At 70.7% G+C, this 12,076-nt stretch carries 15 protein-coding genes; 14 read left to right on the top strand and 1 reads right to left on the bottom strand.

Translation table 11 applies throughout. The features are described 5' to 3' along the window. Positions 1 to 29: 29 nt before the first annotated feature. The 12 genes from M1L56_RS06820 to tuf all read left to right on the top strand — a co-directional run bounded on the left by M1L56_RS06820 (position 30) and on the right by tuf (position 10,044). Entirely contained in the window at positions 30 to 320 is a 291-nt protein-coding gene (locus M1L56_RS06820; RefSeq protein ID WP_067948620.1) for a WXG100 family type VII secretion target, read from the top strand. Between the two features lie 79 nt (positions 321 to 399). Further along, a complete protein-coding gene (locus M1L56_RS06815) occupies positions 400 to 732 on the top strand; it encodes a hypothetical protein (RefSeq protein ID WP_248598645.1) in 333 nt (110 codons plus the stop codon). Beyond that, on the top strand, positions 732 to 2,063 hold the full coding sequence (locus tag M1L56_RS06810; RefSeq protein ID WP_248598644.1) for a hypothetical protein: 1,332 nt from the start codon (positions 732 to 734) through the stop codon (positions 2,061 to 2,063). The genes M1L56_RS06815 and M1L56_RS06810 overlap by 1 nt, the downstream gene beginning before the upstream one ends. After that, a complete protein-coding gene (locus M1L56_RS06805; protein WP_067948627.1) occupies positions 2,060 to 2,650 on the top strand; it encodes a hypothetical protein in 591 nt (196 codons plus the stop codon). Before M1L56_RS06810 ends, M1L56_RS06805 begins: the two co-directional genes overlap by 4 nt. Next, complete coding sequence (locus tag M1L56_RS06800; protein ID WP_248598643.1) at positions 2,647 to 3,282, top strand: hypothetical protein; 636 nt, start codon at positions 2,647 to 2,649, stop codon at positions 3,280 to 3,282. Before M1L56_RS06805 ends, M1L56_RS06800 begins: the two co-directional genes overlap by 4 nt. Beyond that, entirely contained in the window at positions 3,275 to 4,135 is an 861-nt protein-coding gene (locus tag M1L56_RS06795; RefSeq protein WP_248598642.1) for a hypothetical protein, read from the top strand. The genes M1L56_RS06800 and M1L56_RS06795 overlap by 8 nt, the downstream gene beginning before the upstream one ends. Before the next feature lie 9 nt (positions 4,136 to 4,144). Then, positions 4,145 to 4,621, top strand: coding sequence for a DUF6121 family protein (locus tag M1L56_RS06790; protein ID WP_248598641.1), 477 nt, complete (start codon positions 4,145 to 4,147; stop codon positions 4,619 to 4,621). Between the two features lie 72 nt (positions 4,622 to 4,693). Beyond that, on the top strand, positions 4,694 to 5,341 hold the full coding sequence (locus M1L56_RS06785) for a spermidine/putrescine ABC transporter substrate-binding protein (protein WP_067948602.1): 648 nt from the start codon (positions 4,694 to 4,696) through the stop codon (positions 5,339 to 5,341). 308 nt (positions 5,342 to 5,649) lie between these two features. Then, positions 5,650 to 6,024, top strand: a complete 375-nt coding sequence (gene rpsL, locus M1L56_RS06780) for a 30S ribosomal protein S12 (protein WP_022889720.1) — start codon at positions 5,650 to 5,652, stop codon at positions 6,022 to 6,024. Next, positions 6,024 to 6,494: a 30S ribosomal protein S7 gene (rpsG, locus tag M1L56_RS06775; protein ID WP_248598640.1), complete on the top strand. Its 471-nt coding sequence runs from the start codon at positions 6,024 to 6,026 to the stop codon at positions 6,492 to 6,494. Before rpsL ends, rpsG begins: the two co-directional genes overlap by 1 nt. A gap of 127 nt (positions 6,495 to 6,621) precedes the next feature. Continuing rightward, positions 6,622 to 8,736: an elongation factor G gene (gene fusA, locus M1L56_RS06770; protein ID WP_248598639.1), complete on the top strand. Its 2,115-nt coding sequence runs from the start codon at positions 6,622 to 6,624 to the stop codon at positions 8,734 to 8,736. A 114-nt stretch (positions 8,737 to 8,850) separates the two neighbouring features. After that, complete coding sequence (tuf, locus tag M1L56_RS06765; protein ID WP_067948595.1) at positions 8,851 to 10,044, top strand: elongation factor Tu; 1,194 nt, start codon at positions 8,851 to 8,853, stop codon at positions 10,042 to 10,044. A gap of 68 nt (positions 10,045 to 10,112) precedes the next feature. Here tuf and M1L56_RS06760 read toward each other — a convergent pair whose 3' ends face one another. Continuing rightward, positions 10,113 to 10,589, bottom strand: coding sequence for an OsmC family protein (locus M1L56_RS06760; RefSeq protein WP_067948593.1), 477 nt, complete (start codon positions 10,587 to 10,589; stop codon positions 10,113 to 10,115). Positions 10,590 to 11,102: 513 nt separating this feature from the next. Here M1L56_RS06760 and rpsJ point away from each other — a divergent pair. Next, positions 11,103 to 11,411, top strand: coding sequence for a 30S ribosomal protein S10 (rpsJ, locus tag M1L56_RS06755; RefSeq protein WP_017201594.1), 309 nt, complete (start codon positions 11,103 to 11,105; stop codon positions 11,409 to 11,411). Positions 11,412 to 11,419: 8 nt separating this feature from the next. Next, complete coding sequence (gene rplC / locus M1L56_RS06750) at positions 11,420 to 12,076, top strand: 50S ribosomal protein L3 (RefSeq protein ID WP_248598638.1); 657 nt, start codon at positions 11,420 to 11,422, stop codon at positions 12,074 to 12,076.

Genomic DNA, 12,076 nt, shown 5'->3' with positions numbered 1-12,076 from the left:
GCATCCCGAACGATGGAAGAGGTTTCACGATGGCCGCAGATTTCGGCGCTTCGTACGGCGAGATGGAGGCGATGGCGAACAAGCTCGCCGACGCTCGCGATGACATCCAGGGGCAGCTCGACCAGCTGAAGAGCTCGGTCGACACCCTGCTCGGCAACGACTTCAAGACCCAGCACGCGTCCGGCAAGTTCGGCCAGGGCTACGAGGAGCTCACCACGGGCCTGAAGAACGCCGTCGACGGCATCGGCGAGATGGGCGAGGCCCTGCGCGGCATGATGCAGGCGATCCAGGACCTCGACCAGCAGCTCGCGGGTCGCTGATCCCGCGCGGCCGCGACGACGGGAGACCGTCGTCGCGGCCGCTGCCGTTCGTCCCAACCCGAACTGAGAGGAACGTCACGTGTCCGACGGCGTCGAGATCCCCTACGAGCTGCTCAACGAGCTCAACGGGTCGCTCAAGCGCATCGCGGTCGAGTTCGACCGCGCCGGCGCGCGCTCGGGCGCGCTCGAGTCCGCGATCGGCACCCCGTGCGGGCGGTCGGGGCTGCGCACCGCGGCCGACCGATTCGAATCGGAGTGGGACGACAAGCGCGAGACGCTCAAGCAGGACGTCCTGGCCTTCCAGGAGCGCGTCGACGCGATCGGGCGCGCGTGGCGCGACTGGGACCGCGAGGCGGGCGCGTCGCTCGACGTCGACGCCGAGGCGTCGGCGTCCGGGTCGGGGGGTCGCTGATGGACCGGTCGCCTGCGGGCCGGGAGATCCGGCGGATCCAGGGCGATGCCGCCGGGATCGAGGCGCGCGGCGCCGAGATGGAGACGCTCGGCGCCGAGATGCGCGAGTCGGCGGCGCTGCTGCGCTCCATCGTCGACGGGGCCCGGGGCAAGGGCTACTCGATCGAGGACCTCAAGGACGACGTCGGCGACCTGCACGTCGACCTGGGCCGCGCCGGCGAGCGGTACGAGCCGAGCGGTCGGGTGCTCCGCCACTACGGGCGCACGCTCGGCGAGGTGCAGCCGACGATCGACGACGTGGTCGAGGCCTGCGATGAGCTCTGGGCCCGGTACACGGCCGCCCGCGATGCCCACGCGGATGCCGCCGCCCGGCCGCCGGCGCCGGATGCCACTCCCGAGCAGCTCAGCGCGGGGGAGGAGGCGGTCGCGGGCCTGCGCTCCGATCGCGAGCGCGCGTACGACGCGTGGCTCGTCGAGGCGACACGCTACGACGCGCCCTACGACACGTGGGACGCGGCCTACGAGACCGCCCTCAGCGGCCTGGAGGACGCGAACGAGCGCGGTGTCAGCGATTCGTTCTGGGACGACGCCCTGCCGGTCATCGAGGCGATCTCGACGGTGCTCGCGGTCGCCGGGGTGGTGCTCGCCGTCCTCGCCATCGTCGTGGGCGCGCCGCTCTTCCTCCTGCTCGGTGCGATCGTCGGCATCGCCGCGCTCGCCACGACGATCTGGAAGGTCGCCCGTGGCCGGGGCGGGGCGTTCGACATCGCCATGGCGGTGGTCGGCATCATCCCGTTCGGCCGGCTCGCCAAGCTCGGCCAGCTGGCCGACGGCTGGTCGGGCGCCGGGCGGTTCCTGTCGGGCTTCGGCTCCGACATGGTCGGGTTGACGGCGCTCCGGGAGGTCCGGGCGTGGCAGGGGTTCGTCGACGTGATGCGCGGTCCGGTCGTCAACTCCGCCGGCAACCTCACGCAGAGCCGCGGCATCCTGCAGCGCATGGGTGCCTTCGCCGACGACATGTCCGCGCTGCGCTACACGGGACCCTCGGGCTGGGCGGCGCGGATCACGGGCGGCACGAGCGGCTCGATCGCCGAGGGCCTGTCCGAGGCCTACGCGCGCTCCGGCGCCGCCGTGACCAACCGCGTCGACGGCGCGCTGCGCGGCACCGTCCTCGACGGCGTGCAGCACGGCGGCTCCGGCGTCGATGCCGCCCTCAACGTGGTCGATTCGATCGGCAAGCCGCTCTACGGCGCCTACGAGCTGGGCGGGCAGGCGTTCGACGCGCTGACCGACCCGGTGGATCGCTGGAGCAGCGAGCTGGCGGCGCGATGACGGGCGGGGCTGACCGCAGGGCGATCCGGCTGGACTACGAGGCGAAGTGGTTCCTGCCCGTGCCGACGGCGTTCCCCTCCGACGGCGCGGACGACGCGACCGCCTGGGTCGATGGCCTGCTCGCCGAGCACGAGGTCATGGAACCGTGGCGCGACCCGTCGCGCCGCGCCGACCTGCGCGAGCTGCTCCTGGCCCAGCACGCCGACCTCGCCGGTCACGGGGGGATCGCCCTCTGGTACTGCCCGTTCGGCCTGCCCGCGTCGGGCGTCGTCGAGATCGCGGTCGAGGATCGGGAGGGCCGGCCGGCCGATCCGCGCGCCGAGCTCGCCGGCCTCCGGGGCGACCTGCCGGTGCGACCCGTCGACGTGCGTGCGCGGGGGCTCGGACCGGGGGTCGGGTACGCGCGCGTGTTCGAGGCGGGCGAGCCGACGACGGATGCCGCAGCGCCCCGCATCGCCGAACTCGGCTACGTCTTCACCCCCGATGCCTGCGCCGTGGCCGTGCGCGCGCGGAGCGCCGATCCGTCGGTGGTCGGCGCCCTCTCCGAGCAGCTGTGGCGGCTCGTCGACTCGGTGGTGCTCTCGTGACGCTGCCCGCGGGCGTCGCCGAGGCCGTCGAGCGCCACCCCGAACTGCCGCCCTTCCGACTGCTCCTCCCGCCGGGCTGGACGCGCCACCTCCCGACGGACGACGAGGAGCGCGAGCTGCTGGCGCGCATGCGCGAGCGCATCCGTCCGCTCGGGCGTCCGGACCTGGAGTTCCAGCTGACGGCCGGGACCAAGGCGGCCTTCCGCGAGCTGCGCGCGAAGGACGGCATCGCGATGTACCTGCCCACCCAGGTCGGCGAGTCGACGGCGGTGCCGATGTCGATGAGCGCCTGCCGCATCACGGGCCCGGACGGGCGGCCGCTGGACGGCCAGGTCGCCGAGCTGTTCCGACGCCACGGCGCGGAGTTCCTCGGCGACGACCGCACGATCGTCCGCTGGCGTCGCACGTTCGCGACCCTGCCCGGGCTCGAGCGCGTCGGCACCGAGCAGGTCAACCACCTGGTCCCCGTTCCCGGCACGGGCCGGCGCGTCGGCGTCCTGCTGTCCACGGCGATCGTCCGCGATCCGGGCGATCCGGTCGAGGGCATCGACCTCGACGCGCTCGTCGCCCTCGCCGACGCGATCGCGAGCACCTTCGCGTGGGCGCCGTCGCGCGGAGCCGCAGGTGATTGAGCCGGCGGACTGGGCGACGGCGACGCCCGGCGGACGCGACGCGGCCCGGGTGCTCGGCGAACTCGACGCGCTCGTGCTGCGCGATCACCCGCAGGTCCGGTCGCGGGTGGCCGAGCGAGCGGATGCCGCGGTCGAGGCCGCCCGTCGGGCCGCGGCCGGCGGACGGCCGCGTCGCTCCGCGGCGGACGAGCTCGCCCGCGCCGCGAGCGCTGCCGAGCGGCTGCCCGCCGAGGAGGCCGCGGGGCTGCGTGCCGAGCGGGACGCGGCGCTCGCGATCCTCGAGCGACGCGGCGTGCTGGCGCCCGCGGTGGTCGCGGCCGCTGCCGTCGCCCCGCTCGGCGCATCGGCCGCGGCCGCCGTCGTCGCCGGGTCGATCGTTCCCGCAGGCCGGCCGGTGCCCGCCGACCGCGCGACGAGCACCACGGCACCGACGCGCACGGATGCCGCCGATCCCGGCGCCGTCGTGGGCGCGATCCTCGCCGCGGCGCCGCTGCTCCTCGCGGCGCTCGTCGTCCTCGGGCTCGTCGGCACCGTGCCGGCCGCCTGGGCGGCCACGCTCTCGGCGGTCGCCGCCGCGGCGATCCTCGCCGGGACCGGCGGCCGCGGACGAGCGCGCGCGCCGCGGGCCGACCGGCTCCGGTCGCGGGGCCTCACCGCCCTCGCGGTCGCCTCCGGGCTGGGCGCGATCGCCTCCGGCGCCGTCGCGCTGACCGACCCCGAGACCGGGAGGGCGGTCGGGGCGATCGTGGCGCTCCAGGGGATGTCGGCGATCTCGATCGCCGCGCTCGCCTCCCTCGCCCGACGCGCCGCGCGGGTCGCGCCGGGCCGAGGCGCTCCGGGCACCCGGGCGTAGGCTCGGGACATGGCGACGAACTCGACCTCATCCTGGGCCGTCGCGGGATTCGCGGCCGCCCTGCACGTCGCGCTCATCGTCGCCGCGTTCGGGTTCGTGAGCCTGCTCGCCGACGTCGAGCCCGTGCCCGACCCCGAGGCGGGGCGGCTCGTCGCACCCCTCACCGTCGCGGCATCCGTCATCGCCCTGCTCGTGCTGCTGGGTCGGGGGCTCGGCCGCGGCCTCCGCCCGTGGTCGCTCGCGGGCCTCGCGCTGCTGGCGACCTGGGCGGCCGGCGTCGTCGGGGCGACAGTGTCGTACGCGGCCGCCACGGGCACGATCCTCGCCTCGCTGCTGTTCGCGCTGTCGTTCATGACCGTGGGCTTCGGGGCGATCATCCCCGTCACGGGGGCCCTGGTCGCGCTCCTCGCCGCGGTCACCGTGCGTGCCCAGCAGGGCGGGGTCGAGCGACCGAAGTGGCCGTGGGAGCGCGACGGCGAGGAGTGAGGCGCGCGTCCCGCGTGACATCCGTTCGCGGGTTCGGCGCCGCGGCCGGGCCGCCGCAGTAGGGTGAACCGCGTGGAGGGTTCGGTCGAGGCTCGCGTGAGCCACGAGGTCGACCGCTGGCTGGCGTGGCTGCCGCGATGGAGGCCGGGCACGCACCGCGGTCGCGTGCGGCTCTGCACGCGCTGCTTCGGATCGCCGATCCTCGCCGCCGCCGGCCTCGACACCGACGTGCCCCACCCGGTGCAGCACGCGTTCAGCATGCGCATGAAGGGCATCATCGACGGCGCGGTCGACGACTACACGGCCCGCAACCTGCCGATGCTCCATCGCGAGATCCGCCTCGCCGAGGAGCGCAAGGCGCGTCGGCCCTACCGCGCGGGCGAGGGGCTCGACCCGGAGTTCCTCGGCCTCGACCTCGATCCCGAACCGACGCCCGGCTCGCCGTTCCTGTTCACCCTCCAGGGGCTCGAAGCGGATGCCGCGGCCGAGGCCTTCGAACCGGCCCCGCGTCCCTTCACCCCCGAGGAGAAGGAGGCCCTGCGCGAGGAGGTCCGCCTCGCCGACGAGTTCGCCAAGCAGCTCGGACGCCGCATCTGCATCGAACTCGCCCAGCACCGGCAGCGGATCGCCAACGCCGTCGAGCGGCTCGTGGAGCCGCAGGTCGCCGAGCTGCTCGCGGACCTCGACCGCGAGCTCGACGCCCCCGGCTGGCCGGGCTGAGCCGGGCGGCGTCCGTTCGCTCAGGGCGTGCCCGCGGCATCCGTCGCCATTTGACCGCACCGTGACGCCCGATTACCATTGATCGGGTGTGCGCTCTGCCGCGCGCTCGTTCATGCCCGCGATCCGCCAGTCGGAGATCGGACACGATGCGGGTTCTCATCATGGCGCACACCAGGGCTCCGGCCGCCGAGGCCGGAACGCCCCCACGGCATACCCACCACGTACGGCAGCGCCGCTCGGCGGTGCCGGTGGGTCGTGATGTGAAACCCATCAACGCTGTCACCGTGCAGCACCATCAAGGAGAAGCAGTGCCAACCATTCAGCAGTTGGTCCGCAAGGGTCGCTCGCCCAAGGTCACGAAGACCAAGGCGCCCGCCCTGAAGGCCAACCCCCAGCAGCGCGGCGTGTGCACCCGTGTGTACACCACCACCCCCAAGAAGCCGAACTCGGCGCTCCGCAAGGTCGCCCGTGTCAAGCTCTCGAACGGCACCGAGGTCACCGCCTACATCCCCGGTGAGGGCCACAACCTGCAGGAGCACTCGATGGTGCTCGTGCGCGGCGGTCGTGTGAAGGACCTCCCCGGTGTGCGCTACAAGATCATCCGCGGCGCGCTCGACACGCAGGCCGTGAAGAACCGCAAGCAGGCCCGCAGCCGCTACGGCGCGAAGATGGAGAAGAAGTAATGCCTCGCAAGGGACCCGCTCCGAAGCGCCCCGTCGTCGCCGACCCGGTCTACGGCTCGCCGGTCGTCAGCCAGCTCGTCAACAAGATCCTCGTCGACGGCAAGAAGGACCTCGCCCAGCGCATCGTCTACGAGGCGCTCGAGAACGTCGGGAACAAGTCCGGCCAGGACGCCGTCGCGGTCCTGAAGAAGGCCCTCGACAACGTGCGCCCGACCCTCGAGGTCCGGTCGCGCCGCGTCGGCGGCTCGACCTACCAGGTCCCCGTCGAGGTCAAGCCCCACCGCGCGAACACCCTGGCGCTCCGCTGGCTCACCAGCTACGCCAAGGCCCGCCGCGAGAAGACCATGACCGAGCGTCTCACCAACGAGATCCTCGACGCCTCGAACGGCCTGGGTGCCGCGGTCAAGCGCCGCGAAGACACCCACAAGATGGCCGAGTCGAACCGCGCCTTCGCCCACTACCGCTGGTAGTCACTCCGGTGGTCGGGTAGCGGCGAAGCCGCGTGTCGAGACCTCGCGAGGTCTCGGTACGGCCGCGGAGCGGCCTACTCGACCACCGACACCCCAAGCCCCTTCCAACTTCATCCGGAGGAACCCCGTGGCACTTGACGTGCTCACCGACCTGAACAAGGTCCGCAACATCGGCATCATGGCTCACATCGATGCCGGCAAGACCACCACCACCGAGCGCATCCTGTTCTACACGGGCGTCAACCACAAGATCGGCGAGACGCACGACGGCGCGTCGACGACCGACTGGATGGAGCAGGAGAAGGAGCGCGGCATCACCATCACGTCGGCCGCGGTCACGTGCTTCTGGAACAAGAACCAGATCAACATCATCGACACGCCCGGCCACGTCGACTTCACCGTCGAGGTGGAGCGCTCGCTGCGCGTGCTCGACGGCGCGGTCGCCGTCTTCGACGGCAAGGAGGGCGTGGAGCCCCAGTCCGAGACCGTCTGGCGCCAGGCCGACAAGTACAACGTGCCCCGCATCTGCTTCGTCAACAAGATGGACAAGCTCGGCGCGGACTTCTACTTCACCGTCGACACGATCATCTCGCGCCTCGGCGCGAAGCCGCTCGTGCTCCAGCTGCCGATCGGCGCCGAGAACGACTTCGTCGGCGTCATCGACCTGGTCTACATGCGGGCCCTGGTGTGGCCCGGCGACGCCAAGGGCGACGTGACCATGGGCGCGAAGTACGAGATCCAGGAGATCCCGGCCGAGCTCAAGGAGAAGGCGGAGCAGTACCGCCAGCAGCTCCTCGAGACCGTCGCGGAGACCGACGACGCGCTGCTCGAGAAGTACTTCGGCGGCGAGGAGCTCACCGAGGACGAGATCAAGGGCGCGATCCGCAAGCTCACGATCAACTCCGAGGTCTACCCGGTCCTCTGCGGCTCGGCGTTCAAGAACCGCGGCGTGCAGCCCATGCTCGACGCAGTCATCGACTACCTCCCGTCGCCGCTCGACGTGCCGCCCGTCCAGGGCCACGACGTGCGCGACGAGGAGAGGGTCATCGAGCGCCACGCCGACGCGACGGAGCCGTTCTCGGCCCTCGCGTTCAAGGTCGCGGTGCACCCCTTCTTCGGTCGCCTCACCTACGTGCGCGTGTACTCGGGTCGCCTCGACTCCGGTGCCCAGGTCATCAACTCGACCAAGGGCAAGAAGGAGCGCATCGGCAAGATCTTCCAGATGCACGCCAACAAGGAGAACCCGGTCGACTCGCTCACCGCGGGCAACATCTACGCGGTGATCGGCCTCAAGGACACCACGACCGGCGACACCCTGTGCGACCCGGACAACCAGGTCGTCCTCGAGTCGATGACCTTCCCGGAGCCCGTCATCGAGGTCGCCATCGAGCCGAAGACCAAGGCCGACCAGGAGAAGCTCGGCACGGCCATCCAGAAGCTCGCCGAGGAGGACCCGACCTTCCGCACCGAGCTCAACCCCGAGACGGGCCAGACCGTCATCAAGGGCATGGGCGAGCTGCACCTCGACATCCTCGTCGACCGCATGAAGCGCGAGTTCAAGGTCGAGGCGAACGTCGGCAAGCCGCAGGTCGCGTACCGCGAGACCATCAAGCGCGCCGTCGAGCGTCACGACTACACCCACAAGAAGCAGACGGGTGGCTCGGGCCAGTTCGCGAAGATCCAGTTCAAGCTGGAGCCGCTCGAGGTCGAGGGCGACAAGACCTACGAGTTCGAGAACGCCGTCACCGGTGGTCGCGTCCCGCGCGAGTACATCCCGTCGGTCGACGCCGGCTTCCAGGACGCCATGCAGTACGGCATCCTCGCCGGCTACCCGATGGTGGGCGTCAAGGCGACGCTCGTCGACGGTGCGGCACACGACGTCGACTCCTCGGAGATGGCGTTCAAGATCGCCGGTTCGATGGGCTTCAAGGAGGCCGCTCGGAAGGCGAACCCCGTCCTGCTCGAGCCGCTGATGGCCGTCGAGGTCCGTACTCCGGAGGAGTACATGGGCGACGTCATCGGCGACCTGAACTCGCGTCGCGGCCAGATCCAGTCCATGGAGGACGCCGCCGGCGTGAAGGTCGTGCGTGCGCACGTCCCGCTTTCGGAGATGTTCGGCTACATCGGCGACCTGCGGTCGAAGACCTCGGGACGCGCCGTGTACTCGATGGAGTTCGAGAGCTACGCGGAGGTCCCGAAGGCTGTCGCCGACGAGATCGTCCAGAAGAACAAGGGCGAGTAGCGCCCGAACGCACGAGCCGACAGGTTCGCGTAACATAACAACACAACCCCCCGTAGCACTCCGGTCGCAATCCGGCGCCCGGTGCTGCTACACGGATCCTGAGGAGGACCCACAGTGGCTAAGGCCAAGTTCGAGCGGACCAAGCCGCACGTCAACATCGGTACGATCGGTCACGTCGACCACGGCAAGACGACGCTCACCGCGGCGATCTCGAAGGTGCTCGCCGACAAGTACCCGTCGGCCACCAACGTGCAGCGCGACTTCGCGTCGATCGACTCGGCTCCCGAGGAGCGCCAGCGCGGCATCACGATCAACATCTCGCACGTCGAGTACGAGACGCCGAAGCGCCACTACGCGCACGTCGACGCCCCGGGTCACGCCGACTACATCAAGAACATGATCACCGGTGCCGCCCAGATGGACGGCGCGATCCTGGTGGTCGCCGCGACCGACGGCCCCATGGCCCAGACGCGTGAGCACGTGCTGCTCGCCAAGCAGGTCGGCGTGCCGTACCTGCTCGTCGCGCTGAACAAGGCCGACATGGTCGACGACGAGGAGATCCTGGAGCTCGTCGAGCTCGAGGTCCGCGAGCTCCTCTCGAGCCAGGGCTTCCCCGGCGACGACGCTCCGGTCGTCCGCGTCTCGGGCCTCAAGGCGCTCGAAGGCGACGAGAAGTGGGTGCAGTCGGTCCTCGACCTCATGGAGGCCGTCGACGAGTCCATCCCGGACCCGGTGCGCGACAAGGACAAGCCGTTCCTCATGCCCATCGAGGACGTCTTCACCATCACCGGTCGTGGCACGGTCGTCACGGGTCGCGCCGAGCGCGGCACGCTGAAGATCAACTCCGAGGTCGAGATCGTCGGCATCCGCCCGACGCAGAAGACCACGGTCACGGGTATCGAGATGTTCCACAAGCAGCTCGACGAGGCCTGGGCCGGCGAGAACTGCGGTCTCCTGCTCCGTGGTACCAAGCGTGAGGACGTGGAGCGCGGCCAGGTCGTCGTGGCCCCCGGCTCGGTGACCCCGCACACCAACTTCGAGGGCACCGCGTACATCCTCTCGAAGGACGAGGGCGGCCGTCACAACCCGTTCTACGCGAACTACCGTCCGCAGTTCTACTTCCGCACCACCGACGTCACCGGCGTCATCACGCTGCCCGAGGGCACCGAGATGGTCATGCCCGGCGACACCACCGACATGACGGTCGAGCTCATCCAGCCGATCGCCATGGAGGAGGGCCTCGGCTTCGCCATCCGCGAGGGTGGCCGGACCGTCGGCGCCGGTACCGTCACGAAGATCATCAAGTAAGGTCTCCGCGACAGCGACCCTAGAAGGGGGTCGGGCTTCGGCCCGGCCCCCTTCGTCGTGTCCGGCGGTCAGTGCGCCGGGAGGTGGGTCCCGTCGATCTCGGTGTCGACGTCGATGGCGCCCTCGACGCTCCGGCCCACCGTGCAGCCCTTCTCGATCGCCCGGGCCATGATGCCCACGAGCTTGGCGCGGTCGTCCGGCTCGAGCATGGACAGGTCCACGAGGACCTCCTCCGCGATGCGCTGGTAGCGGTTGGACTCCGCGTCGGAACTGCCGTGGGCCCACACCGTCATCTCGAAGTCGTCGCCGAGGCGCCGGGAGGCCACCCGGTCGACGCTGAGGCCCACGCAGCCGGCCAGCGCGAGCTTCAGCAGCTCGCCCGGGGTGAAGTGCTCGCCCTCGAGCTCGGCACCGCCGATCTGCACGGTCGCGCCCTTCTCGTTGAGGCCCACGTATCGTCGCGGGGCGACGCGGGCGACCGAGACGCTGCCCGGTCCGATCCGCTCGCTCACCTGGTGCACGTGCTCGGTCGTCTGCTCGCTCATCGCGTCCTCCTGTCGGGCGGTTCCCCATCCGATTCCACCACGGCGCGGGGTGCGCGGCATCCGCTCGGCTGGGAGGTCGCAGTGAGCCGGCGGGGCGCGACACGCCCGGGTTGCACGCACGCGGCCGCTGTGGCAAACTCTTCTAGTTCAACATTTCGAACGGCGTGCCTTGCTGCGTGCCGTTCGAATCACTGCCAGGCAGTGCATAGCCACCGGAAGGCCCAGATGGGCGAGTACGGGTCAGGCTAGGCCGCGGGCAGCAGGACACACAACCGACAACCACTTCGAGCATGGGTCCGCCATGCCCGAACGCGCGAGTGCGACACGCCCGAGCGCGGGGGTCGGTGGGGTTCGAAGGTCGAGCGTGCCGAGGCCACCGCGTCAGCGGGGTGGCTTCGACAGGCTCGATCACCGGCCTTTGACAGAAGAACAGTGGTGCTTCACACGGAGTAGCTACGCGGCGTCCGATGCCCTCGGAAGGGGTAAGACGCCTTGACAGAGAGAGAGTCAGCAATGGCGGGACAGAAGATCCGCATTCGACTGAAGTCGTATGACCACGAGGTCATCGACACCTCGGCGCGCAAGATCGTCGACACGGTGACCCGCGCGGGCGCCACGGTCGTCGGCCCCGTGCCGCTTCCGACCGAGAAGAACGTGGTGTGCGTCATCCGTTCGCCCCACAAGTACAAGGACAGCCGCGAGCACTTCGAGATGCGCACCCACAAGCGCCTGATCGACATCGTGGACCCGACGCCCAAGGCCGTCGACTCGCTCATGCGTCTCGACCTTCCGGCCGACGTCAACATCGAGATCAAGCTCTGAGGTACGACATGTCCACCACTACCAAGAACGTGAAGGGTCTGCTCGGCACGAAGCTCGGCATGACCCAGGTGTGGGACGAGAACAACAAGCTCATCCCGGTCACCGTCATCGAGATCGCCCCCAACGTGGTCACGCAGCTCCGCACCCCCGAGAAGGACGGCTACACCGCCATCCAGATCGCCGCGGGCGCCATCGACCCGCGCAAGGTCACCAAGCCGCTCACCGGCCACTTCGACGCCGCCGGCGTGACCCCGCGCCGCCACGTCACCGAGATCCGCACCGCTGACGCCGCCGAGTACTCGCTCGGCCAGGAGCTCACGGTCGACGGCACCTTCGAGGCCGGCCAGCTGGTCGACGTCGTCGGCACCTCCAAGGGCAAGGGCTTCGCCGGTGTCATGAAGCGCCACAACTTCGCGGGCGTCTCCGCGTCGCACGGTGCTCACCGCAACCACCGCAAGCCCGGTTCGATCGGCGCCTCGTCGACCCCGAGCCGCGTCTTCAAGGGCATGCGCATGGCCGGCCGCATGGGCGGCGAGCGCGTGACCGTCCTCAACCTCCGCGTGCACGCGGTCGACGCCGAGAAGGGCCTGCTGCTCGTCAAGGGCGCCGTCCCCGGTGCGCGCGGCCGTCTCGTGTTCGTCCGCAACGCTGTGAAGGGAGCCTGA

The organism is Agromyces sp. C10, assembly GCF_023217995.1.
Lineage (GTDB): Bacteria > Actinomycetota > Actinomycetes > Actinomycetales > Microbacteriaceae > Agromyces > Agromyces indicus.
The sequence above is the reverse complement of the archived record's forward strand: the minus strand, read 5'-3'. Positions and strand labels throughout refer to the sequence as shown.